This window comes from Ramlibacter albus, from assembly GCF_014297445.1.
GTDB lineage: Bacteria > Pseudomonadota > Gammaproteobacteria > Burkholderiales > Burkholderiaceae_C > Ramlibacter > Ramlibacter albus.
On sequence record NZ_JACORU010000008.1, the window covers coordinates 1 to 23,967 of the forward strand.

Genomic DNA, 23,967 nt, shown 5'->3' on the forward strand with positions numbered 1-23,967 from the left:
GCTCGAAGGCCTGCAGACCCTCTGCGATACTGTGCCGACTCGGCTGCCCGCAGTGGCTCGCTGAGTGACGTGCATCTCAGCCTCTCCGGGCTGCGGACTTACACCACGTCAAGGGACACGACCCTGAGGTGCGTTGCTCTCCCCATCCCTCCCCCCGCCCTCCCTTCCCCTCCGGGAAAGAGAGGGAGCTAAATCGGACAGCCGATTTGGGCTCGTCTGAACGGACAGGGCCGAATCGGGAAACGTCGGGGGGTACGCGAACGCCGTTAGCGCTATCGGCGAGAGACGGGTCCACTGGTTGCTGGGTGCTACCCAGCCTAAGAAGATGATGCGGTGACGTGATGACGATGTCTTAGGCTGCGTAGCACGCAGCAAACCGTCCGCTCGGGTCTTGCCGATAGCGCTAGCAGTGTTCGCCCGCCACCCGACGTCTCCCGATTCGGCCCTCACAGTCCGGACGAGCCCAAATCGGCTGTCCGATTTAGCTCCCTCTTCTCCCCGGAGGGGAGAGGAGGGCGGGGGGAGGAATGGGGAGAACAACGGCCCGACGCCAGTCGAAATAGAGACTACGCTTACGGACGCCGAAGATTCGATTCAGGCCGCAGCCTCCAACCCGTTGCGGAAGTGCTCCTGCATCTTCTTGGTAGCCGCGCTCGCGCTACGCTTCTCCAGCGCCTCCATGATCGCCCGATGCTCGGCGAGCGACTCCACGATACGACCGGACTTCAGCAGCGAGTTGTGCCGATTGAGCTTCATCACCTTGCGCAGGTCCGCCACCATCTGGTTGCGCCAGCGGTTCCCCGCGATCTCCAGCAAACGCATGTGGAAGCGTTCGTTGATCGCGAAGAACTTGTCGCGGTTCTTCGTCGCCGCTTCCAGCTCGCTGTGCAGAGCCTTGAGCTCGCGCAACTCCGCGTCGGTCGCCTTCAGGGCAACGACACCCGCGGCATCGCTCTCGAGCAGTGCAAGCAGGTGATAGACCTCGGAGAGGTCCCGCTCGGACACCTCGGTGACGTAAGCCCCGCGCCGCACCTTCATCGTCACCAGCCCCTCGGCGGCCAGCACCTTCAGCGCCTCGCGCAGCGGCGTGCGGCTGATGCCGTACTCCTGCGCGAGCTTGACCTCGTCGATCCAGCTGCCCGGCTCCAGTTCGCGCCGGAAGATGCGCTGGCGCAAGAGCTCGGCGACTTCCTCGTACAGGGCGCGGGGGGCCAGGGAAACGGCGGACATGAGCGAATCCTAACTGATTCAGAATGCTTTATCAATAATTATGAATGCGGTATGATGTGGGGAGACCGAGGACAAACCATGAGCACCCCTGACGACTGGAAGAAGGCAGCCGCCAAGTCGGCGCCCGGCGGCAATGTCGACGCCCTGAACTGGACCACGCCCGACGGCATCGTCGTGAAGCCGCTGTACACGGCCGAGGACCTGCAGGGCCTGCAACACACCAACACGCTGCCGGGCTTCGCGCCCTACATCCGCGGCCCGCAAGCCACGATGTACGCAGCGCGGCCATGGACCATCCGCCAGTACGCAGGCTTCTCCACCGCCGAGGAGTCGAACGCGTTCTACCGCAAGGGCCTCGCGGCCGGCGGGCAGGGCGTGAGCGTCGCCTTCGACCTTGCAACGCACCGCGGCTACGACAGCGACCACCCGCGCGTGGTGGGCGACGTCGGCAAGGCGGGCGTGGCCATCGACTCCGTCGAGGACATGAAGATCCTCTTCGACGGCATCCCGCTCGACAAGGTGTCGGTGTCCATGACCATGAACGGCGCGGTGCTGCCGGTGCTGGCCGGCTACGTCGTGGCTGCAGAAGAACAAGGTGTGAAACAGGACCAGCTGTCCGGGACCATCCAGAACGACATCCTCAAGGAGTTCATGGTCCGCAACACGTACATCTACCCGCCGGAGCCGTCGATGCGCATCGTCGGCGACATCATCGCGTACACGGCGAAGAACATGCCGAAGTTCAACTCGATCTCGATCTCCGGCTACCACATGCAGGAGGCGGGGGCCAACCAGGCGCTCGAGCTGGCCTTCACTCTGGCCGACGGCAAGGAGTACGTGAAGACGGCCATCGCGAAGGGGCTGGACGTCGACGAGTTCGCGGGCCGCCTGTCGTTCTTCTGGGCGATCGGCATGAACTTCTACCTCGAGATCGCGAAGATGCGCGCGGCCCGCCTGCTGTGGCACCGCATCATGAGCGGCTTCAACGCGAAGAACCCCAAGAGCCTGATGCTGCGCACGCACTGCCAGACCTCGGGCTGGTCACTCACCGAGCAGGACCCGTACAACAACGTCGTGCGCACCACCATCGAGGCGATGGCGGCGGTGTTCGGCGGCACGCAGAGCCTGCACACGAACAGCTTCGACGAAGCCATCGCGCTGCCCAGCGAGTTCAGCGCGCGCATCGCGCGCAACACGCAGCTGATCATCCAGGAAGAGACGCACATCACGAACGTGATCGACCCCTGGGCCGGCAGCTACATGATGGAGAAGCTCACGCAGGAGATGGCCGACGCCGCGTGGAAGATCATCGAGGAAGTCGAGGCCATGGGCGGCATGACCCGCGCGGTCGACTCCGGCTGGGCGAAGCTGAAGATCGAGGCCGCCGCCGCCGAGAAGCAGGCCCGCATCGACTCGGGCAAGGACGTGATCGTCGGGGTCAACAAGTACCGCCTGGCGAAGGAAGACCCGGTCGAGATCCTCGAAGTGGACAACGTGAAGGTGCGCGAGCAGCAGATCGCGCGCCTGAAGCAGATCCGGGACAAGCGCGACGGCCAGAAGGTGCAGGCCGCGCTCGAAGCGCTGACGACGGCGGCGCGCACGGGCAAGGGCAACCTGCTCGACCTGGCCATCCAGGCCATCCGTCTTCGCGCAACCGTCGGTGAAGTGAGCGACGCGCTGGAAAAAGTGTTCGGGCGCCATCGCGCCGATACGCAAAAGGTGACCGGTGTGTATGCAGCCGCTTATGACTCCGCCGAAGGCTGGGAAAAACTCAAGTCCGAGATCGCGCAATTCGCCGAAGAGCAGGGCCGCCGCCCGCGGGTGATGGTGGCCAAGCTCGGCCAGGACGGGCACGACCGTGGCGCGAAGGTCGTCGCGACGGCGTACGCGGACCTGGGCTTCGACGTGGACATGGGGCCGCTCTTCCAGACGCCGGAAGAGTGCGCGCGGCAAGCCATCGAGAACGACGTGCACGCGGTGGGCATCAGCACGCTCGCGGCGGGCCACAAGACGCTGGTGCCCGCGATCATCGCGGAGCTGAAGAAGCAGGGCGCCGACGACATCGTCGTGTTCGTGGGCGGCGTGGTGCCGCAGCAGGACTACGAGTACCTCTACAACGCCGGCGTGAAGGGCATCTACGGCCCGGGCACGCCGATCCCGGCCAGTGCGAAGGACGTGCTGGAGCAGATCCGCAAGGCGGTCGCTGCGTGAGTCTGGCGGACCGCGTGCGGCAGGGCGAGAGGCGCGCGATCGCCAAGGCGATCACGCTGCTGGAGTCCACGCGCGCGGACCATCGGGCCCAGGCCGACGAGTTGCTCACCGCGCTGTTGCCTGGCACCGGCAACGCGTTCCGCCTCGGCATCAGCGGCGTGCCGGGTGTGGGCAAGAGCACGTTCATCGAAGCGCTGGGGCTGTACCTCATCGCGCAAGGTCATCGCGTGGCCGTGCTCGCCGTGGACCCTTCGTCGTCCGTTTCCGGCGGCTCGATCCTCGGCGACAAGACGCGCATGGAGCACCTCTCGGTCAACGACAAGGCCTACATCCGCCCGAGCCCGTCGAGCGGCACGCTTGGCGGCGTGGCGGCCAAGACGCGAGAAGCAATGCTGGTGTGCGAAGCCGCGGGCTACGACATCGTGATCGTCGAGACCGTGGGCGTGGGCCAGAGCGAGATCGCGGTGGCCGGCATGACCGACATGTTCGTGCTGCTGCAGCTGCCCAATGCGGGCGACGACCTGCAGGCGATCAAGAAGGGCGTGATGGAAGTGGCCGACCTCGTGGTGATCAACAAGGCGGACATCGACCCGGACGCTGCCACGCGCGCGCAGGCTCAGATCACGAGCTCGCTGCGCATCCTCACGCAACAGGGGCGGCACAGCGGGCCCTGGCATCCGCAAGTGCTGCAACTGAGCGCGCTGAAGGCGCAGGGCATCGACCGCTTCTGGGCCGCGGTGGCGAAGTACCGCGAGGTGCAAGGGGCTGCGGGGCGCATCGAGGCGCGCCGCAAGCACCAGGCGCTCGACTGGATGTGGGAGCGCATCGAGAGCGGGCTGAAGCAGAGGTTCCGGCAGAGCAGCGGCGTCAGGCAGCTGCTGCCGCAGATGACGAGGGACGTGGAGCTGGGCAGGCTGGCCGCGTCGACGGCGGCGAGGCAGTTGCTCGCCGCGATGGACCCCGGGTCGAGCCCGGGGTGACAACGTTTCGGAGAACGAAAAATGCATGACATCCTGGAGCAACTGGAAAAGAAACGCGACGCGGCCCGGCAAGGCGGCGGCATCAAGCGCATCGACGCGCAGCACAAGAAGGGCAAGCTGACGGCGCGCGAGCGCATCGAGCTGCTGCTCGACGAAGGCACCTTCGAAGAGTGGGACATGTTCGTGGAGCACCGCTGCACGGACTTCGGCATGGAGTCGAACAAGATCCCCGGCGACGGCGTGGTCACCGGCTACGGGATGATCAACGGGCGCCTCGTGTTCGTCTTCAGCCAGGACTTCACCGTCTTCGGCGGTGCGCTCAGCGAGGCGCACGCCGAGAAGATCTGCAAGGTGATGGACCAGGCCATGAAAGTTGGCGCGCCCGTGATCGGCCTGAACGACTCCGGCGGCGCGCGCATCCAGGAAGGCGTGGCATCGCTCGGTGGCTACGCCGACGTATTCCAGCGCAACGTGATGGCCTCGGGCGTGGTGCCGCAGATCAGCATGATCATGGGCCCCTGCGCCGGCGGCGCGGTGTACTCGCCGGCGATGACGGACTTCATCTTCATGGTGAAGGACTCCAGCTACATGTTCGTGACCGGCCCCGAGGTGGTGAAGACGGTGACGCACGAGGAAGTGACGGCCGAGGAGCTGGGCGGTGCGTCCACCCACAGCACGAAGAGCGGCGTGGCCGACCTGGCGTTCGAGAACGACGTCGAGGCCATGATCATGCTGCGGCGCCTGTACAACTACCTGCCGCTGAACAACAAGGAGAAGCCGCCGATCCGCCCGAGCAACGACCCGGCGGACCGCATGGACTTCTCGCTCGACACGCTCGTTCCGGACAACCCGAACAAGCCCTACGACATGAAGGAGCTGATCGCCAAGACGGTGGACGACGGCGACTTCTTCGAGCTGCAGCCCGAGTACGCGAAGAACATCGTCATCGGCTTCGCGCGCATGGAAGGCCAGACGGTGGGGATCGTCGCCAACCAGCCGTTGGTGCTGGCCGGTTGCCTGGACATCAAGAGCTCGATCAAGGCGGCGCGCTTCGTGCGCTTCTGCGACGCGTTCAACATTCCCGTCATCACCTTCGTGGACGTGCCCGGCTTCATGCCCGGCACCAGCCAGGAATACGGCGGCATCATCAAGCACGGGGCCAAGCTGCTCTACGCGTACGCGGAGTGCACCGTGCCGAAGGTCACGGTCATCACGCGCAAGGCCTACGGCGGCGCGTACGACGTGATGAGCTCCAAGCACTTGCGCGGCGACGTCAACTTCGCCTGGCCCAACGCCGAGATCGCGGTGATGGGCGCCAAGGGCGCGGTGGAGATCATCTTCCGCGAGGACAAGGGCGACCCGGCCAAGCTGGCCGCGCGCGAGGCCGAGTACAAGGCGCGCTTCGCCAACCCGTTCGTGGCGGGCGCGCGCGGCTTCATCGACGACGTGATCCTGCCGCACGAGACGCGCAAGCGCATCTGCCGCTCGCTCGTGATGCTGCGCGACAAGAAGCTCGAGAACCCGTGGCGCAAGCACGGGAACATTCCCCTGTAAGAGGACAGCCCCATGTTCACCAAGATCCTCATTGCCAACCGCGGCGAGATCGCCTGCCGCGTCATCAAGACGGCCCGCAAGATGGGCATCAAGACCGTTGCGGTGTTTTCGGAAGCGGACCGCGATGCGCGTCACGTCGCGCTCGCCGACGAAGCGGTCTACATCGGCCCGGCGCCTTCGCGCGAGAGCTACCTCGTCGCCGACAAGATCATCGCCGCGTGCAAGCAGACCGGCGCACAGGCCGTGCACCCCGGCTACGGCTTCCTGTCGGAGAACGAGGAGTTCGCCAAGCGTGTTGAAGACGAGGGCATCACCTTCATCGGCCCCAAGCACTATTCCATCGCGGCCATGGGCGACAAGATCGCTTCCAAGAAGCTGGCGAAGGAAGCGAAGGTCAACACCATCCCCGGCTGGAACGACGCCATCGAATCGGCCGAGCGTGCCGTGTCGATTGCCAAGGACATCGGCTACCCGGTCATGATCAAGGCCAGCGCGGGCGGTGGCGGCAAGGGCCTGCGCGTGGCCTTCAACGACAAGGAAGCGTTCGAAGGCTTCACCTCGTGCCGCAACGAGGCGCGCAACAGCTTCGGCGACGACCGCGTGTTCATCGAGAAATTCGTCGAGGAGCCGCGCCACATCGAGATCCAGGTGCTCGGCGATTCGCACGGCAACGTCATCTACCTGAACGAGCGCGAGTGCTCGATCCAGCGCCGCCACCAGAAGGTGATCGAGGAGGCACCGTCGCCCTTCATCAGCGACGCCACGCGCAAGGCGATGGGCGAGCAGGCGGTGGCTCTGGCAAAAGCCGTGAAGTACCAGAGCGCCGGCACCGTGGAGTTCGTGGTCGGGAAGGACCAGAGCTTCTACTTCCTCGAGATGAACACGCGGCTGCAGGTGGAGCACCCGGTCACCGAGTGCATCACCGGGCTGGACCTCGTGGAGCTGATGATCCGCGTGGCGGCGGGCGAGAAGCTGCCTTTGACGCAGGCCGACGTGAAGCGCAACGGCTGGGCCATCGAGTGCCGCATCAACGCGGAAGATCCCTTCCGCAACTTCCTGCCCTCGACCGGCCGCCTCGTGCGCTTCCAGCCGCCGCGCGAGTCGATGTGGGCCTCCGACACCGAGCACCTGTTCGGCGTACGCGTGGACACCGGCGTGCAGGAGGGCGGCGAGATCCCGATGTTCTACGACTCGATGATCGCCAAGCTCATCGTGCACGGCACCGACCGCAACGACGCCATCGCGAAGATGCGCGAGGCGCTCAACGGCTTCGTCATCCGCGGCATCTCCAGCAACATCCCGTTCCAGGCCGCGCTGCTGGCGCACCCGAAGTTCGTGGCGGGCGATTTCAACACCGGCTTCATCGCCGAACACTACGGCAAGGGCTTCCGCGCCGAGGACGTGCAGCATGCGGACCCGGACTTCCTGGTTGCGCTCGCGGCGTTCGTGAACCGGCGCGCGCTCGAGCGCTCGGCCGGCATCACGGGCCAGCTGCGCGGGCACGAGTTCAAGGTGGGCGACGAGTACGTCGTCGTCAGGCTGGATGCGGCCGGCAACCACCACCGCCAGCCGGTGAAGGTGCGCGACTACCGCATCGACGACGGCCACGCCGTGATCGAGACCAACGGCAAGACGTACGAAGTGCAGAGCCGCTGGCACCTCGGCGGCGCGCGCATCCGCGGCACCGTGAACGGCAAGGCGTTCACGGCGCAGGTCGAGCGCGGCGTCGGGAAGAACCCCATCGCCATCGGCATCTCGCACAACGGCACGCGCATCGACGCGCTCGTGCTCACGCCGCGCACGGCGGAGTTGCACGCGCTGATGCCCTACAAGGCGCCGCCGGACATGAGCAAGTACCTGTTGTCGCCGATGCCCGGCCTGCTGGTCGACGTGGCCGTGCAGCCGGGGCAGAAGGTGCAGGCGGGCGAGCGTCTTGCCGTCATCGAGGCGATGAAGATGGAGAACGTGCTGTTCGCCGCGGCCGACGGCATCGTCGGCAAGGTGCTGGCGACGAAGGGCGAGTCGCTCGTGGTGGACCAGCCGATCGTGGAGTTCGAGAAATGAGCGCAAGGCCTTTCAGGGTGCTGGGCATCCAGCAGATCGCGATCGGCGGGCCGGACAAGAAGCGGCTGTCGAAGCTGTGGGTGGAGATGCTCGGGCTCGAAGTCACCGGCAACTTCGTCAGCGAACGCGAGAACGTGGACGAGGACATCTGTGCGATGGGGACGGGCCCGTTCAAGGTGGAAGTCGACCTGATGCAGCCCCTCGATCCCGAGAAGAAGCCCGCGGTGCACACCACGCCGCTGAACCACGTCGGCCTGTGGATCGACGACCTGCCGAAGGCTGTCGAATGGCTCACCGCGCAAGGCGTGCGGTTTGCGCCCGGCGGCATACGCAAGGGCGCGGCGGGGTTTGATATCTGCTTCCTGCATCCGAAAGGAAACGAGGAGTTCCCGATCGGTGGCGAGGGGGTGCTCGTGGAGCTGGTGCAAGCGCCCCCCGAAGTCGTGGCTGCGTTTTCGGGATTGAACATGGCCTGAGGTTGCCGGGAACTCATTTCCCCTGGTCGTCACCGAGTTTCCGGCTGAGCACAGAGAGCCGAGGAACCCATGGATGTGAAAGTCGCCGCCGGCCCGTGGCTGCCCGCGCGGCCAGGCACCCCCCAACTGCCACCGCCGGCCTGCACCGGGCAAGCCGATGCGGCGCTGTGTTTTGTGCATGACGAGAAGGCGCAATCCAGCGTGCGGCCGGCCCCGCTCCGTGCCTTGCCTGCCATGCGGAAGGTCGACGCACAAGCGCTGTCCGACAAGCTCGCTTCCGCGGTGGCTTGCCCTGGCACGTGGAGCGAGATTCACTGCCGTGCCGAGGCGACCGGCCGCAGCACGATGACCTTGCGCGAGCCTGTGCTCCGGGAGGCCGTCGCGGCGGCGCTGGTGGACGGCGATACGGGCTTCGTTGCCCCTGCGCACTTCCGCATGTCGCCGCGCGAGCACGCCTTTGCCGCGGAGTTCGGTGCAAGGATGCGCGAATACCTCTGTTCGCCGAAGTTCGAACAAGATGCAGCGAGCCTGGCACAGGACCGTCCGGACGTCGGAAATCCGCACGAGGTCTGCGCGTTGCACCACGCACAGCACCTGCTGCTCGCCATAGACGACTGGCGGCTGGACGTCGACTGGACCCTGGTCCGGCCGCGCTGCGGGTCGCCCAAGGTGCCCACCCGCGCAGACCCCGACGAACCGCTCGATCCTTTCGACTCGCCCGCGGACGAGAGACTTCTCGACCAACTTCACCGGCACGTCGAGGGGCAAGTGCAGACGGATGCGTTCTCGCTCGTCGCCGCCGAGATGCGCGCCGCGAACCCCTCGGCGACCGAAGACGAGGTCGACGCGTATTGCCGTGCCCAGTGTGCTGTCGCAGTACTGCCTCAGCTGGACCTATGGATCAACGACAGTTATGAAGGCCAGCACAATCGCGGGTCGCGCCGCTTGAGGTCGCTCGAAGCCACGGCTGTCCTGGTCCAGCTGCGTATCAACCGCGCCATGATCGTGCGAGCGCAGGGCCACGCCGTGGAGGGGTCAGACGCTTGCCCGCCCTTCAGCATGCGGCCCCTGGCGCCGCGTGCCCACGCGCTCGCCCGCGAGCTGGACTTCGATTTCGGCCGAGGCCTCGCAGTCAAGCTGCCTGCCGAAATCCGCTCTGGCGCACTCACCACGGCGGTCACGAATTTGCTTGGCACACGGATTCCGCAGAGCAGGGCAGCGGTGCGCCGTAACGTCATCCTCGCCACCGTCGCGAAACTCGTCGGGTTCGATGCGCAAGGCGCCCAGGAACACGGTATCGATCCGGGCCGGGGGCCGCTCAGTGCCGTCGCCCTGGCGGAGGAAGACTTCACCGACGCAGCCTTCTTCTGCAGCAGGATGCACACCGACCTGACCTCCGCCCGCTTTTCGTTGTTGGTGGAGAAGTACCTCGACGAGTACCCCGGCCAATCACGCGCGGACGCGCACCGGGATTGCGCGATGCATCTCGCGCGGCAGGTGCTGGCGAGCCTGTGGAACTAGAGGTGCACCTGGGCAACTCACGTGGCTGATCCACCTGAGACACCACCATGAGATTCACCGGCGCAGCGGCCCTCTCGAACACCTCCAACATCCACTCACCCACCTCGCCCTCCACCCCGCCGGCCGCCGACAGCGACGGGAAACAGCCGCTGGAGATGGGCGCACCGGTGGAACGGGAAAACGTGCCCACGGCGGTCTTGCACGCGGATGCGCGTGCAGACCCCGCGGACCTTGAGTACGGCCGCTTGCTCGCGGCGAAAATCGCCGGCCCCGAAGGGGTCATCTCGCCCGCGGTCTGGCAGGAGATCGGGCGTCGGTTCACGAGCCCGGAATACGCCGACTCGTGCCGCATGGAGGACCGGAAGAACGTCATCTGGGCCAAGGTCGCCCAGCTCGTCGACGGCGTGGAGGACGAGCTCCCGCCGGACCGGGGGTACGCCATGACCCGGCGGGATCACGCCTATGCGAAGGAGTTCTGCCGCGCGATGACCGAATGGCTCACGTCCGCTGGCTTTTCTCACGAAGTCGATCAGATCTCTTCGAATCACAAGGAGCGCTTCGGTAGCTTCGATCGGGCCGGCGCCCGCCAGGCGAGTGCCTTGCTGCATGCCCTGCACCTCCTGAAGACCATCAACGACCAGACCTTGGAGCTTGGGTTCGACCCACTGCCCCGGGTTCGCCCTGTCGACGCCGGTGTCGAAACGAAGTCGGAAGCGCCATTGCCTCGCCTGACCGATGCACCGGCCGGGGCGAGCAAGACCCTGCCCCGCGTCCTCGCACTGCTGAACGAATTCGTGGGGAAGGACGCCAGGGGCGAAATCGATTGGGCGGAGGAGGCTTTCGCCGACCGCAGGGCAGCGCTGCGGGCGACCAATCCCCTGGCGACCGAGCGCGAAATCGACACTTATTGCCGGGCGCAAGCCGCCGAGGTCTGGCTTTCGGCGTTCGAATCGCAGTTTCTCGAAGGCGGCGATAACCCCGAACTCGCGCGACATGACAGGTACATGATCCTGCGCACGCTCGAAGCATCGGTGCTGGAGGTCATGAAGACGATCGACGCGCAGATGCGGTGGCGCAAGGCAGTCGGTGCCGCCCGGCCGCCGGAACCGCTCGATCCGCCACCGGCCGAACTCCTGTCCGGCAAGCTCGCCTCGAAGGCGAGCACGGTGGCGCGCGAACAGGACGCCAACTTCGCGAGAAGCTTCGCGAGGAAGCTGGCTGCCGAGCTCTCCGGCGGCGCTTACGGTGCGCGGGTCGCTTACTGCGCCGGCCTGCCGGGCGCGCCGTCCAGGCAACGTGTTCGCGAGCTGGTCCTCGAAGCCACGGCCGTCAAGCTTGCGAATGGGACGGTCCAGCCCGAGTACCTCCGTGCGACCACGGCCGGCGAAAAAGCCTACATCGCCAATTCCTTCTGCAGGGCGATGAACCGGGCGGCGCCGCCGGTGCATGACGCGTCCGAGACTGCTGATGACGTCGCAGACGAGGCCGTCGAGGCGGGCGAGGCGGGCGCGGGCGCGGGCGTCGCGGACCTGCGGGAGCGCGACGCTGAATTGGCATCGGTGTTTTGCAGCGAAATGCGTGCTCGCCTGCGAAAGCTCCAATTCACCGACAGGGTCGCCTACACGGTCCAGGTGAGTCCGCGGCCCCGTCAGGGCGCGCAGGAGAATGCCGCCATCGCGTTGGCGTTTGAGGTCGTCGACATGATGCGGAACACGCATCCGTGACTCTCCCTGCAGCCGGCCGCGACAGAACACCGCGGTGCGCACCGGATTCGAGGTCCAAGCTCCTGATGCCGGTTGCGTGCCTGTTGCTACACCCGCATTGACCCTGCCGCGCGACACCAAAGGCAAACCCGCCCCCGGCACCGCTGCGCTCACCCCGCTTCCACCCGGGGACGAATGCGTCCAGGGGTGGAGAACCGCGATGGCCGACGCCAACGCCAACGGGAAACTGCGCGATTACGCCGAACACTTCCTCGCCAACTACCCCTGCGCGACATGGAAGGACGCCGACGGGTTTGCCCAGGCGTGGGCGGGCCTCATCTGGACCAACGCGGCGCGCGCCGACGAACTCGAGAACGCCAGGGACGCCGACAAGCTCGACGAGCTGGACCGCCTCCATGCGACGTTCGAGGGGATCGTCGACAAGTGCAAGTACGAAGCGTCGGGGTGCCCGTTGCCGCAGCGGCGCGAGCGATTCGTGCCGCCGACGGCGGCGAAACGCACGGAAGCCGACTTTGAACTGCCGCACCTGGACCCACCCGTCCCGGACGGGGTCGCCCAGGACCGGCGCTACGCCCTGAAGCTCGCGAAGGACTTGCGAAGCACCCTCCTGTCCGCGAAGCTCTGGGAGAAGATCGGCAACGCCGGCGACGAGCGCCGCCGGCACCTCGGCCGGGCCATCGAGGCCGCCGCGCGCGGCGCCGCGGTCGAGACGGACGCCGAAACGGCGGACGCGAAAGCCCGCGTCTTCGGCAGTCACCTCGGCCAGGCGATGGGCCACTTCCTGGAGTCGGACGAATTCACCCGCGCGGTGGACCAGCGCTTCGAGGCGCAGAAAGGCCGTATCGGGCGCGACGAAGCGCGCATGCAATGCGCGGGCGCCCACGCGCAGGAGCTGTTCGATCGCCTCGTGCCGGCGCCATGGGACGGCAAGGCTGCTGTGGGCCAGCCCGAGCGCGCCGACCGCGACCACACCCTCCTGGAATTGGCGCGCGAAGTCCAGGCCCACGTCGCGTCGAACGCGAAGCAACCCGGGTTCGAAGAAGCGGTGCAAGCGTTCCTTGCCGCGCATCCGCTGGCGACAGTTGACGAAGCCCGGTGTTCGGTCCAGGCGACATGCGCCCTGGACTACCTTGGCCGCCTGAGCCGCGACTATGGCAACGAAATGCAGGCGCAGGACGTGTACCTCGAGCCGATCTTCAGGCAGCTCGAGGCCACGGCGCTGGCGTTCCTCGTGGACATCGACAAGTCGCTCTCGATTCGCGTCCACGCCACACCCAGGGAGCGCGCGGACCCCAAGGACCCCTCGAACAAGCCCTGCCCGGCTTTCGCCATGGTCCCGCCGGCTTCACTCGGGAAGGGCGTCCAGCGCCAGGAGGATTTCGACCATGCGCGCAAGCTGGTGCTGGACAGGCCGTGGTCGTTCGCCGAGGACCCGGCGCTGTGGAAGGAAGTGGACAGGCGTATCAAGGCGTCCGAGCGCAGCTACGCCGATGTCCGCCGCGAGGTGGTGCTGGAGTTCTTCGACGCCGCCAGGGGCACGGCGAAGCCGCACGATCCCATCGCGTTCCTGCTCCTGCCGGACGAGACGCGGGCGTGGGTCGACGGCTTGCAGCACGCCTTGCGCAAGCGCCTGCTGAACTACGGGTTTTCATTCGAGGTCGAGCGCCACATCGGGCACGCCACGGGCTCGCCCCGCAGTGCCGCGCGGGCCGCCGCATGGAGGTCCATCGTCACCGAGTACGTGGGCCACGCGCGGGAAGGCGGCGCCCTGGAAACCAAGGCCGCCGCGGCGCGCAGGCCTGCCCCGACGCCCATTCACGACCGCTATGCGGCGTTCAGGGCATCGCCCGCGTTCAGGCCCGAAGACGCGCAGGCCCTCGAGATGGCGCTGCAGGTCGACTGCTACGTGGCCTCGCTGGCCGGCAAAGCGGACTTCGAAAAGCAGTGCGAGGAAATACGGCGCAAGGAGCCCCGCGCGCCTGAAGCCGTGATCCGCAAGATCGCCGCGGGCACTCTTGCCATCGCCTACGTGGCCAACCCGGACAACCGCACGGCCCGCCGGCACGCGGTTTACGACAGGCTCGAAGCCACGCTCGTGCAGCGCCGGCTGGAGTGCGACAGGGCGCTCAAAGAGCCCGGCGCAGCGGGCAGCGATGCGGAATTCAGCCTGTTACCCCTGGCCACGGCCGAGGCCGGCGAGGGCCGCCGGCGGGACGTCCAATTCGGCAGGCACTTCCAGGAACTGCTCGGCGCGCGCCTGCGCGCCGCCGACACGTGGGGCGAGGTCGAGCGGCGCTGCAAGAACGGCGTTGGGCGCATGCAAGCCTGCCGCGATGTCTTCGAGGCGATCGTCCGCATCGAGATCACCCGGTTGGCTTCGGGCGACCTGGCCGCGCGAAACCTGGCGAAAGAGCTCGGCACCGGCGGCTGGCAAGGCGACAAGGGGTTCGTGATGAAGCGTCAGGACGAGCACCTCGCGGCCCAGTTCGCGAAGGCCCTGGACGAACCCTTCAGGCTGGGTGCGGCCACGTTGCGCATCGAGGCGCACCTGCAGCAGGTGCCCGGGCCCAGGGAGTCCCTGCAGGCGAAAGTTGTCCTGGATCAATTGCACGCCAACGTGCTCCCCGGCATGAAGTGAAAAGTCTGGGTCGGGGAATCCCCCGAGAGCTTTCCGGTTCGGCGGCAGCGTAGACTGGCCCGATGCCCGCTGCACAAGCGGGCGACGGCTAAAGGAGACAAACGCTTTGCAGCCGACGAACATCGCCAACCCGGCGTACTTCCACAAGGTCGTGGATTGCCAGTGGGCCTGCCCCGCGCACACGCCCGTCCCCGAATACATCCGTTTGATCGCGCAGGGCCGCTACACGGACGCGTACATGATCAACTGGGTGTCCAACGTTTTCCCGGGCGTGCTCGGGCGAACGTGCGACAGGCCCTGCGAACCCGCATGCAGGCGGGGGCGCGTCGAAGAGAACAACGGGGAGACGCCCGAGCCGGTGGCCATCTGCCGGCTCAAGCGCGTCACCGCCGACCACAAGGACGCCGACGTCGCCAAGCGCATGCCGCGCAAGACCTCGTCGAACGGCAAGCGCATCGCATGCGTCGGTGCCGGCCCCGCGTCGATGACGGTCGCGCGCGACCTCGCGCCACTGGGCTACGACATCACCGTGTTCGACGGCGAGGCCAAGACCGGCGGCTTCATGCGCACCCAGGTGCCGCGCTTCCGGCTGCCTGAGGAAGTGATCGACGAGGAATGCGGCTACATCCTCGAGATGGGCGTGCGGTTCGTGGGCAACAAGCGCATCGACTCGATGAAGGCGCTGCTGGCCGAAGCCTACGACGCCGTCTTCGTGGGCTGCGGCGCGCCGCGCGGGCGCGACCTCGACATCCCCGGCCGCCAGGAAGCGGCGAAGCACATCCACATCGGCATCGACTGGCTCGCGTCCGTGTCGTTCGGGCACATCACCAAGATCGGCAAGCGCGTCATCGTGCTGGGCGGCGGCAACACGGCCATGGACTGCTGCCGCAGCTCGCGCCGGCTCGGCGGCGACGACGTGAAGGTCATCGTGCGCAGCGGCTTCGAGGAAATGAAGGCGTCCCCCTGGGAGAAGGAGGACGCGATGCACGAGGGCATCCCGATCATCAACTTCCACGTGCCCAAGGCTTTCGTGCACGAGGGCGGGCAGCTCAAGGGCATGACCTTCGAGATCGTCAAGGCCGAGTACGACGCCAAGGGCAACCGCAAGCTCGTCCCCACGGGCGAGCCGGATGCCTTCTTCGAATGCGACGACGTGCTGATCGCGGTGGGGCAGGAGAACGCCTTTCCCTGGATCGAAAGGGACAGCGGCATCGCTTTCGACAAGTGGGGGCTGCCGGTGCTGGATGCGAACACGTTCCAGTCGAGCGTGCCCAACGTCTTCTTCGGCGGCGACGCGGCGTTCGGCCCCAAGAACATCATCACCGCGGTGGCGCATGGCCACGAGGCGGCGGTGTCGATCGACAAGCTGCTCAGCGGCGAGGACATCCGCCAGCGCCCGGCGCCCACCGTGAACCTGATGTCCCAGAAGATGGGCATCCACGAGTGGAGCTACGACAACGAGACGTCCAACGACATCCGCTTCAAGGTGCCGTGGGCCAAGGCCGAGAAGGCGCTCGCGTCGATCAAGGTCGAGGTCGAACTCGGCTTCGACGCCGCGACGGCGTTCAAAGAGGCGCATCGCTGCCTCAACTGCGACGTGCAGACCGTCTTCGCGCAGAACCTGTGCATCGAGTGCGATGCCTGCATGGACATCTGCCCGACCGACTGCATCACCTTCACCGACAACGGCGAGGAGCCCGACGTTCGCAAGCGCCTGAAGGCGCCGGCGCTCAACCTCGCGCAGGAGCTGTACGTGTCCGGCACGCTCAAGACGGGCCGGGTGATGGTGAAGGACGAGGACGTCTGCCTGCACTGCGGTCTGTGCGCCGAGCGGTGCCCGACGGGAGCCTGGGACATGCAGAAATTCCTGCTCAAGACCACGCAGGCGGGGCCCGCCTGCCGCGATGCGAAGAAGCCAGCGGAGGTGGCGGCATGAATGCACGCGTGAACATCCCGCGCATCGAGGCGGTCAACGACTTCGTCGTCAAGTTCGCCAACGTCAACGGCTCGGGCTCGGCGTCCGCCAATGAGCTGTTCGCGAAAGCGATCCTGCGCATGGGCGTGCCGGTGAGCCCGCGCAACATCTTCCCCAGCAACATCCAGGGCCTGCCCACGTGGTACGAAGTGCGCGTGAGCGGCGACGGCTACCTCGGCCGGCGCGGCGGCGTGGACATGATGGTGGCGATGAACCCGCAGACCTGGGACGCCGACGTGCAGGAGATCTCGCCGGGCGGCTACCTCTTCTACGACAGCACGCGGCCGCTGCCGCCGTCGAAGTTCCGCGACGACATCCACGTGATCGGCATGCCGCTGACCGAGATCTGCAATGCGGTGTACAGCGACCCGCGCCAGCGCCAGCTGTTCAAGAACATCGTGTACGTGGGCGCGCTGTCGGTGCTGCTGGAGATCGAGCCGCAGGTCATCGAGAAGCTGTTCGGCGAGCAGTACAAGGGCAAGGAGAAGCTGCTCGCGTCCAACGTGCAGGCGCTGCACCTGGGCCGCGACTTCGCCAAGGAACACCTGCAGCACCCGCTGGGCATCCGCGTGCAGAAGGCCGACCGCGTGGGCGACCGCATCTTCGTCGACGGCAACGCCGCCGCTGCGCTCGGCGCGGTGTACGGCGGCGCGACGGTGTGCGCGTGGTACCCGATCACGCCGTCCTCGTCCTGCGCGGAGGCTTTCCAGAACTATTGCGCGAAGCTGCGCGTGGACCCGGTGGCCAAGCAGAACAAGTTCGCCATCGTGCAGGCCGAGGACGAGATCGCGTCGATCGGCATGGTGGTGGGCGCGGGCTGGAACGGCGCCCGGGCCTTCACCGCCACGTCGGGCCCCGGCATCTCGCTGATGACCGAGTTCATCGGCCTCGCGTATTTCGCGGAGATCCCGGTGACCATCATCGACGTGCAGCGCGGCGGCCCGTCCACCGGCATGCCCACGCGCACGCAGCAGGCGGACATCCTCGCCGCCGCCTACGCTTCGCACGGCGACACCAAGCACGTGCTGCTGCTGCCGGAGGACCCGCACGAGTGCTTCGAGCATGCCGCGCACGCCTTCGACCTCGCGGAGCGCTTGCAGACGCCGGTGTTCGTGATGACCGACCTCGACATCGGCATGAACCAGCGCCTGTGCAAGCCTTTCGAATGGGACGACGCGCAGTCGTTCGACCGCGGCAAGGTGATGACGGCCGAGGAGCTGGAGGCCGGCAAGGACTTCGGCCGCTACAAGGACGTGGACGGCGACGGCATCCCGTGGCGCACGCTGCCGGGCACGCACCCCACCAAGGGCAGCTACTTCACGCGCGGCACCACGCGCGACCCGTACGCGCGCTATTCGGAGCGCGGCCCGGACTACATCTACAACATGGAAAGGCTGCTGCGCAAGTTCAAGACCGCCGCAACGCTGGTGCCGCAGCCGTTGATCCGCATCGCGCAGCAGCCCACGAAGCTGGGCGTCATCTACTACGGCTCCACCAGCCCCGCGATGCAGGAGGCGCTGGACGTGCTGACGAAGCAGGGCGTGCACGTCGACGCCATGCGCCTGCGCGCCTTCCCGTTCCCCGACAGTGTCAACGAGTTCATTCGCGTGCACGACCGCGTGTTCGTCGTCGAGCAGAACCGCGACGCGCAGATGCGCAGCCTGCTCGTCAACGAACTCGAAATCGATCCGGCGAAACTGGTCAAGGTGCTGCATTACGACGGCACGCCGATCACGGCCAGGTTCATCGCCGAAGCCATCAGGGAGAAGCTGGCATGACGTATATCGCGAAGCCCCGCATCCACCACCCGACGCTGGAGAAGAACAACGTCGGCTACACGCGCCGCGACTACGAGGGCAAGATCTCCACGCTGTGCGCCGGCTGCGGGCACGACTCGATCTCCGCCGCGCTGGTGCAGGCGTTCTGGGAGCTGGACATCCAGCCGCACCGGGTGGCCAAGCTCTCGGGCATCGGCTGCAGCTCCAAGACGCCCGACTATTTCCTCGGCGCGTCGCATGGCTTCAATACGGTGCATGGCCGCATGCCTTCGGTGCTGACCGGCGCGAACCTTGCCAACCGCGAGCTGCTCTACCTCGGCATCTCCGGCGACGGCGACTCGGCGTCCATCGGGCTCGGCCAGTTCGCGCACGCGATGCGCCGGGGCGTGCGCATGGCGTACATCGTCGAGAACAATGGGGTGTACGGGCTCACGAAGGGCCAGTTCTCCGCGACGGCGGATGCGGGCTCCAAGAGCAAGAAGGGCGCGATCAACAGCGACTCGCCGGTGGACCTGGCGGCCATGGCGCTGCAGCTGGGCGCCACGTATGTCGGCCGCGGCTTCTCCGGCAACAAGGCGCAGCTCGTGCCGCTGATCAAGGGCGCCATCAGCCACGGCGGCGCGGCCTTCATCGACGTCATCAGCCCCTGCGTGGCGTTCAACAACCACCCCGGCAGCACCAAGAGCTACGACTACATCCGCGAGCACAACGAGGCCGTCAGCCGCATCGACTTCATTTCCTCGCGCGAGGAGATCACCGTGGACGCCAACCCCGGCGAGGTGGTCGACGTGCGCCAGCACGACGGCTCGCTGCTGCGCCTGCGCAGCCTGCACCCGGACTTCGTCGCCACGGACCGCTATGCGGCCATGGCGTACATGCAGGAGCACCAGCAGCGCGGCGAGGTGCTCACGGGCCTGCTGTACGTCGACCCGCTCGCCACGGACCTGCACACCGCGCTGAACACCACCGACAAGCCGTTGAACATGCTGGGCGCACCGGAATTGTGCCCCGGCGCCGCCACGCTGGAGAAGTTGAACGCCGGCCTTCGCTGACACATACTCGTCCCACAGAGGAGGTCCCATGAACGACCGCACCGTCTTCCAGTCCGTCGCGAAGAAGCACGTGCTGAGCCTGCCGCCGCAGGCGAGCGTGCGCGAGGCCGCGCAGGTGATGACGCGCGCCAATGTCGGCAGCGTTCTGGTCATCGAGCCGCCGGACAAGCTGGTCGGCATCCTGACCGAGCGTGACCTCATGAATCGCGTGCTCGCGCGGTCGGTGGACCCCGACAAGACGGCGGTGCGCGAGGTGATGACACCCAACCCCATCTGCGCGCCGCCGGAAACATCGGTGGCCGATGCGGTGCAGACGATGCTGGAGCGGGGCTTCCGCCACCTGCCGATCGTGGCGGCCGGCAACAGGATCCTCGGCGTGTTCTCCATCCGGGACGCGCTGCCGCGCGAGATCGGCGCGGCCATCAGCCAGAGCGAGTTCAACGAGCAGGTGAACGACGCGCTGGGCTGAAGCTCAGGGGAACCCCAGCATCCTCGCGGCCGCACCCGCGCGCTGCAGCATACCCGCGAGCAGCTTGCGCGTGCGCTCGCTGCCCGGCGACGAGTCGGTGGTCCAGAAGGTGAACGCGGCGAGGTAGATCGTCGTCAGCGCCGCTTCCTCGGCCTCGCGCCGCCAGCCGGTGGACTTCAGCCGCGCCGCTTCGCGCAGCGTCTGCACCGTGCGGCTCACGCGCTCGGCGCCCCGGGAGGCGAGGTGCACGTGCTCCGGATGCAGCTTGTACGCCAGCATGCCCGGTACCAGCTTGCGGTGCGGCGCCAGCGCGTCCAGCCAGGCCATCACCAGCTTCTGGATGCGGTCGTTCGGGGCGAGGTGCTCCCAGTCGGCGCGCTGGCTCGCCAGCAGCATCGCGGCGTCGGCCCGGTCGAACAAGCCGCCCGAGATGTCGTCCTTGGTGGGGAACAGCGTCGTGAGCTCCGCCAGCGGCATGCCGGCCGCGCGCGCCACGTCGTGCAGGTGCACGGCGTTCCAGCTGCCGGCCTCGGCGGCCAGGCGCAGGGCGGCGTCGACGATGTGCGGCTTGTCCACGCGGCCATGCTAGCGCCGCGGCCGCGGGAAGGCCAGCGTCTCAGGCCGGCGCCACGGCGGTCAACGGCAGCAGGGGCACCTCGAGCGTGAACGTGGCGCCGCAACCGGGGCCGTCGCTGTGCGCGGAAAGCCGCCCGCCCATCTCCACGGCGGCGTTCGCGCTGCTGTGCAGGCCGAAACCATGGCCGTCGTCGCGCGTGGTGAAACCGTGCGCGAAGATGAGCGTGAGGTTGCCGGGCGGGATCCCCACGCCGTTGTCCGCCACGGTGATGCTCAGTTGCTGGCCCTCCTCGCCGGGCAGCAGCTGGGCGCCCAGCACCAGGCGCCGCGGCTGCGGCACGCCCTCCATGGCCTGCGCGGCATTGGCCACGAGGTTGACGAGCACGTCCAGCAGCCGCTGCCGGTCGATACGGCCGGGGGGCAACTGCCCATACTCGCGCACGACCGTCACGGCGCAGGCCTCGAGGGTCCCGGCGCACATGCGCACCGACTCGTCGAGCACTTCATGGACGAGGGTGGTCTCCAGCACCGTGGACGGCCCGGCGTTCGACTGCTGCGCGGCGACGATCTGCTTGATGTGGTCCACGCTGCGCCGGAGGCGGTCGATGTCGCCGAGCGTGGTCACCCGCTCCGTGCACAGCATCGCGTGAAGCTCGGTCAGGTAGGCGCGCAGGGAAACGCCGCGCGGGTCGCTGCCCATGAAGCGGGGGATGTCGTGTGAATTCGCGTCCAGCAGCGCCACGACGCGCCCGAGCCCTCGCGCGCGCGTGCCGTACACGGCGTGCCGGACCGCGCTGGCACAGACATTGACGCTGTTGAGCACGTTGCCCACGTTGTGCAGCACGTTGTTGGCGATCTCCGCCTTGCCGGCGCGGCGGGCGGTGGCGACGAGTTGCGCCTGCGCCTGCTCCAGCTCGCGCGTGCGCGCCAGCACCCGCTGCTCGAGGCTCTCGTAGCGGTGTTCCGGCGCCTTGGCGAGCAGGCGCAGCACGATGTTCGACAGGCCCGCCGGCGCGCGCGCGTCGACCTGCGACGGCGGCTCGGGCTCGCGCACGAGGTGGCCGTGCACGAGCGCGAGCGCGTCGTCCGCGTCGAAGGGCAGCCGGCCGGTGGCCATCTCGTACAGCGTGGCGCCCAGCGCGTAGAGGTCGGAGCGCTGGTCCACGGCGCGCCCCGTGCGGCCGCTCTGTTCGGGCGCGAGGTAGCCGAGCGTGCCCACCAGGGCGCCCCCGTGCAGGCCGGGCAGCTGCCGGTCGGACGGCACGGCGAGGTCGAAGTCGATCAGCACCACGTCGCCCGTGGCGGCAATGAGGATGTTGTCGGGGTTGATGTCGCGGTGGATGATGCCCGCCCGGTGCACCTCCGCGAGCGTGCGGGCCAGCTGGTGCGCGATGCGCAGGCACTCGGCGACCGGCAGGGGCTGGCCGCGCAGCCTCTGCGCGAGCGGCACGCCGGCGCAGTCCTGCAGGGCGAGGAGGCCCGCGCGCCACGTGCCCGCCGCCGGCTTGACGATGCCCGGCACCCCGGCCAGGCGCCGCAGCATGTCCGTCTCGCGCTCGAGGCGGGGGCCGGCCTCGGTACCCAGCGGCTCCTTGCACACGATGCCGCCCGCTGCCGCGAGGGTGCGGTACACCAGCGTCGTGGGGCTCTCGTAGAGCACTTCGACCGGCTGCTCGCTGCGCGAGCCCGGCAGGGCAACTGTCATCGGCCGCTCCGGCAACGGGGTCCCTGGATGTGTACCAGCTTCCGGGCCGACGTTCCAGCCCTTCAGGCCCCGCGGCGCTCCCGCGCCCGGGCGAGGGCGGCCTCGATGACGGACTTCTTGCGTTCGAGGTCCTCCCCCTTCGTGAGGGCCGGCAGGTCGGCGAGCTTCGCCTTGGCCTTTGCTTCGAGGCGCGCCTCGCGCGCCACGGCTTCGCGCGCCAGGCGTGCCTTGCGCGACTCGTAGCGCTCCAGTGCCTCGGCGGCCTGCGCTTCGGACCACGCCTGCCAGCCCGTGCGCTCGCCGGTGACGTTCTCCAGCGCGATGCAATCCACGGGGCACACCGGCACGCACAGCTCGCAGCCGGTGCAATACGGCTCGATGACGGTGTGCATGCGCTTGTTGCCGCCCAGGATGGCGTCGGTGGGGCACGCGTCGAGGCACAGCGTGCAGCCGATGCACCACGCCTCGTCGATCACGGCGACGGTGCGCGGGCCTTCGGTGCCGTTGGCCGGATTCAGCGCAAGGATGGGTCGCGCGGTGATGGCCGCCAGCCGCCGCACGCCTTCGGCGCCGCCGGGCGGGCACTGGTTGATGTCGCCTTCACCGGACACGATGGCCTCGGCATAGCCCCGGCAATCGGGGTAGCCGCACCGTGTGCACTGGGTCTGCGGCAGCGCGGCGTGGAGGCGCGCTGCAAGCTCGCTCACTTCGCGCGCGCGGCCTTCTTCTTCGCGGCCGGCCCGTCGTTGTGCTGCGCGATGAAGTCGCGCACCTGCGGGTAGACGATCTCGCGCCAGCGGCGGCCGCTGAAGATGCCGTAGTGGCCCGCGCCCTTGACCTCGATGTGCTTCTGGCGCGACTTGGGCACGCCGGTGCACAGGCCGTGCGCGGCCTCGGTCTGGCCGGCGCCGGAGATGTCGTCCAGCTCGCCCTCGATGGTGAGGTGGGCGGTGGTCTTGATGTCCTCGGGGCGCACGCGTTCGAGCTCGCCGCTGTCGGAGATCACGTCCCACGTGCCGTTGACGAGCGCGAACTCCTGGAACACCGTGCGGATCGTCTCGAGGTAGTAGTCGGCGTCCATGTCGAGCACGGCGTTGTACTCGTCGTAGAACTGGCGGTGCGCCTCGGCCGACGTGTCGTCACCGGCGATGAGGTGCTTGAAGTAGTCGTAGTGGCTGGAGAGGTGGCGGTCCGGGTTCATCGCCACGAAGCCCGAGTGCTGCAGGAAGCCGGGGTACACGCGGCGGCCGGCGCCCGGGAAGTTGGTGGGCACGCGGTAGATCACGTTGGCCTCGAACCACTCGTAGCTCTTGTTCATCGCCAGGTTGTTCACGGCCGTGGGCGACTTTCGCGCATCGATGGGACCGCCCATCATGGTCATCGTCAGCGGCGTGGTCTCGCCGCGCGAGGCCATCAGCGACACGGCGGCCAGCACCGGCACGGTGGGCTGGCACACGCTCATGACATGGCAGTTGCCGTACTCCTTCTGCAGGTGGCGGATGAACTCCTCGACGTAGTGCACGTAGTCGTCGAGGTGGAACTCGCCTTTTTCCAGCGGCACGGAGCGCGCGTTCTTCCAGTCGGTGATGTACACCTTGTGGTCGTGCAGCATGGTGCGCACGGTGTCGCGCAGCAGCGTGGCGTAATGGCCCGACAGCGGCGCGACGATCAGGACGGCGGGTTGCGCCTTGAGTTTTTCCAGCGTCTTCGTGTCGTCCGAGAAGCGCTTGAAGCGGCGCAGCTCGCAGAACGGCTTGTCGATCTCCACGCGCTCGTGGATGGCGACCTCGACGCCGTCGACGTCCACCGTCTTGATGCCGAACTCGGGCTTCTCGTAGTCCTTCCACAGCCGGTACATCAGGTCGTAGCCGGCGGAGATGCGCTGCGACAGCGCGTTCTGCGCGAAGGGCGAGAGCGGGTTGCTGTACAACTTGGACGCCGCCTGGGCGAAGTCGGCGAAGGGCTCCATCAGGGAGCGCTGCGTTTCGAAGATCTGGTAAAGCATTCCGTCGGC

Annotated in this window: 17 protein-coding genes; 12 read left to right on the forward strand and 5 right to left on the reverse strand. The window is 67.5% G+C overall.

Going from position 1 to position 23,967, the window contains the following annotated elements:
- Window positions 1-594: 594 nt before the first annotated feature.
- The gene (locus H8R02_RS20085) at window positions 595-1,230 is read right to left on the reverse strand and encodes a GntR family transcriptional regulator (RefSeq protein WP_187083273.1); all 636 of its coding nucleotides are present in this window, start codon (window positions 1,228-1,230) and stop codon (window positions 595-597) included.
- Window positions 1,231-1,308: 78 nt separating this feature from the next.
- Here H8R02_RS20085 and scpA point away from each other — a divergent pair, with 78 nt between their 5' ends.
- The 12 genes from scpA (at window position 1,309) to H8R02_RS20145 (ending at window position 19,672) form a co-directional block, all read left to right on the forward strand.
- Window positions 1,309-3,441 carry a methylmalonyl-CoA mutase gene (gene scpA, locus H8R02_RS20090; RefSeq protein ID WP_255429454.1) on the forward strand — a complete coding sequence of 711 codons (2,133 nt, stop codon included), beginning with the start codon at window positions 1,309-1,311 and terminating at the stop codon, window positions 3,439-3,441.
- Window positions 3,438-4,421: a methylmalonyl Co-A mutase-associated GTPase MeaB gene (gene meaB / locus H8R02_RS20095; RefSeq protein WP_187083274.1), complete on the forward strand. Its 984-nt coding sequence runs from the start codon at window positions 3,438-3,440 to the stop codon at window positions 4,419-4,421. The genes scpA and meaB overlap by 4 nt, the downstream gene beginning before the upstream one ends.
- A gap of 21 nt (window positions 4,422-4,442) precedes the next feature.
- Window positions 4,443-5,975: an acyl-CoA carboxylase subunit beta gene (locus H8R02_RS20100; protein WP_187083275.1), complete on the forward strand. Its 1,533-nt coding sequence runs from the start codon at window positions 4,443-4,445 to the stop codon at window positions 5,973-5,975.
- Window positions 5,976-5,987: 12 nt separating this feature from the next.
- On the forward strand, window positions 5,988-8,039 hold the full coding sequence (gene accC / locus H8R02_RS20105; protein ID WP_187083276.1) for an acetyl-CoA carboxylase biotin carboxylase subunit: 2,052 nt from the start codon (window positions 5,988-5,990) through the stop codon (window positions 8,037-8,039).
- Window positions 8,036-8,515, forward strand: coding sequence for a VOC family protein (locus tag H8R02_RS20110; protein WP_187083277.1), 480 nt, complete (start codon window positions 8,036-8,038; stop codon window positions 8,513-8,515). The genes accC and H8R02_RS20110 overlap by 4 nt, the downstream gene beginning before the upstream one ends.
- Window positions 8,516-8,584: 69 nt before the next feature.
- Entirely contained in the window at window positions 8,585-10,036 is a 1,452-nt protein-coding gene (locus tag H8R02_RS20115; protein WP_187083278.1) for a hypothetical protein, read from the forward strand.
- 47 nt (window positions 10,037-10,083) lie between these two features.
- Window positions 10,084-11,760 (forward strand): hypothetical protein, encoded by a 1,677-nt coding sequence (locus H8R02_RS20120; protein WP_187083279.1) that lies wholly within the window; start codon window positions 10,084-10,086, stop codon window positions 11,758-11,760.
- 199 nt (window positions 11,761-11,959) lie between these two features.
- Window positions 11,960-14,398 carry a hypothetical protein gene (locus H8R02_RS20125; protein WP_187083280.1) on the forward strand — a complete coding sequence of 813 codons (2,439 nt, stop codon included), beginning with the start codon at window positions 11,960-11,962 and terminating at the stop codon, window positions 14,396-14,398.
- A 106-nt stretch (window positions 14,399-14,504) separates the two neighbouring features.
- Window positions 14,505-16,334: an FAD-dependent oxidoreductase gene (locus H8R02_RS20130; RefSeq protein ID WP_187083281.1), complete on the forward strand. Its 1,830-nt coding sequence runs from the start codon at window positions 14,505-14,507 to the stop codon at window positions 16,332-16,334.
- Window positions 16,331-18,151 (forward strand): 2-oxoacid:acceptor oxidoreductase subunit alpha, encoded by a 1,821-nt coding sequence (locus H8R02_RS20135; protein WP_187083282.1) that lies wholly within the window; start codon window positions 16,331-16,333, stop codon window positions 18,149-18,151. The genes H8R02_RS20130 and H8R02_RS20135 overlap by 4 nt, the downstream gene beginning before the upstream one ends.
- Entirely contained in the window at window positions 18,148-19,203 is a 1,056-nt protein-coding gene (locus tag H8R02_RS20140) for a 2-oxoacid:ferredoxin oxidoreductase subunit beta (RefSeq protein ID WP_187083283.1), read from the forward strand. Before H8R02_RS20135 ends, H8R02_RS20140 begins: the two co-directional genes overlap by 4 nt.
- Before the next feature lie 28 nt (window positions 19,204-19,231).
- Window positions 19,232-19,672 (forward strand): CBS domain-containing protein, encoded by a 441-nt coding sequence (locus H8R02_RS20145; RefSeq protein ID WP_187083284.1) that lies wholly within the window; start codon window positions 19,232-19,234, stop codon window positions 19,670-19,672.
- Between the two features lie 3 nt (window positions 19,673-19,675).
- Here the strand turns inward: H8R02_RS20145 and H8R02_RS30845 are convergent, their stop codons facing one another.
- The 4 genes from H8R02_RS30845 to H8R02_RS20165 all read right to left on the reverse strand — a co-directional run bounded on the left by H8R02_RS30845 (window position 19,676) and on the right by H8R02_RS20165 (window position 23,958).
- A complete protein-coding gene (locus H8R02_RS30845) occupies window positions 19,676-20,248 on the reverse strand; it encodes a hypothetical protein (RefSeq protein WP_187083285.1) in 573 nt (190 codons plus the stop codon).
- Window positions 20,249-20,288: 40 nt separating this feature from the next.
- Window positions 20,289-21,953, reverse strand: coding sequence for a protein kinase domain-containing protein (locus tag H8R02_RS20155; RefSeq protein WP_187083286.1), 1,665 nt, complete (start codon window positions 21,951-21,953; stop codon window positions 20,289-20,291).
- Window positions 21,954-22,015: 62 nt separating this feature from the next.
- On the reverse strand, window positions 22,016-22,660 hold the full coding sequence (gene rsxB, locus H8R02_RS20160) for an electron transport complex subunit RsxB (protein ID WP_187083287.1): 645 nt from the start codon (window positions 22,658-22,660) through the stop codon (window positions 22,016-22,018).
- The gene (locus tag H8R02_RS20165) at window positions 22,657-23,958 is read right to left on the reverse strand and encodes a polyhydroxyalkanoate depolymerase (RefSeq protein ID WP_187083288.1); all 1,302 of its coding nucleotides are present in this window, start codon (window positions 23,956-23,958) and stop codon (window positions 22,657-22,659) included. Before H8R02_RS20165 ends, rsxB begins: the two co-directional genes overlap by 4 nt.
- Between the last annotated feature and the right edge of the window lie 9 nt (window positions 23,959-23,967).

Bases quoted from the DNA above. Each gene is read 5' to 3' on its own strand.
- H8R02_RS20120 (WP_187083279.1), top strand. From the start codon at position 10,084: ATGAGATTCACCGGCGCAGCGGCCCTCTCGAACACCTCCAACATCCAC.
- H8R02_RS20145 (WP_187083284.1), top strand. From the start codon at position 19,232: ATGAACGACCGCACCGTCTTCCAGTCCGTCGCGAAGAAGCACGTGCTG.
- H8R02_RS20125 (WP_187083280.1), top strand. From the start codon at position 11,960: ATGGCCGACGCCAACGCCAACGGGAAACTGCGCGATTACGCCGAACAC.
- H8R02_RS20110 (WP_187083277.1), top strand. From the start codon at position 8,036: ATGAGCGCAAGGCCTTTCAGGGTGCTGGGCATCCAGCAGATCGCGATC.
- H8R02_RS20155 (WP_187083286.1), bottom strand. From the start codon at position 21,953: ATGACAGTTGCCCTGCCGGGCTCGCGCAGCGAGCAGCCGGTCGAAGTG.
- scpA (WP_255429454.1), top strand. From the start codon at position 1,309: ATGAGCACCCCTGACGACTGGAAGAAGGCAGCCGCCAAGTCGGCGCCC.
- H8R02_RS20085 (WP_187083273.1), bottom strand. From the start codon at position 1,230: ATGTCCGCCGTTTCCCTGGCCCCCCGCGCCCTGTACGAGGAAGTCGCC.
- accC (WP_187083276.1), top strand. From the start codon at position 5,988: ATGTTCACCAAGATCCTCATTGCCAACCGCGGCGAGATCGCCTGCCGC.
- H8R02_RS20100 (WP_187083275.1), top strand. From the start codon at position 4,443: ATGCATGACATCCTGGAGCAACTGGAAAAGAAACGCGACGCGGCCCGG.
- H8R02_RS20115 (WP_187083278.1), top strand. From the start codon at position 8,585: ATGGATGTGAAAGTCGCCGCCGGCCCGTGGCTGCCCGCGCGGCCAGGC.
- H8R02_RS20135 (WP_187083282.1), top strand. From the start codon at position 16,331: ATGAATGCACGCGTGAACATCCCGCGCATCGAGGCGGTCAACGACTTC.
- H8R02_RS20165 (WP_187083288.1), bottom strand. From the start codon at position 23,958: ATGCTTTACCAGATCTTCGAAACGCAGCGCTCCCTGATGGAGCCCTTC.
- H8R02_RS20140 (WP_187083283.1), top strand. From the start codon at position 18,148: ATGACGTATATCGCGAAGCCCCGCATCCACCACCCGACGCTGGAGAAG.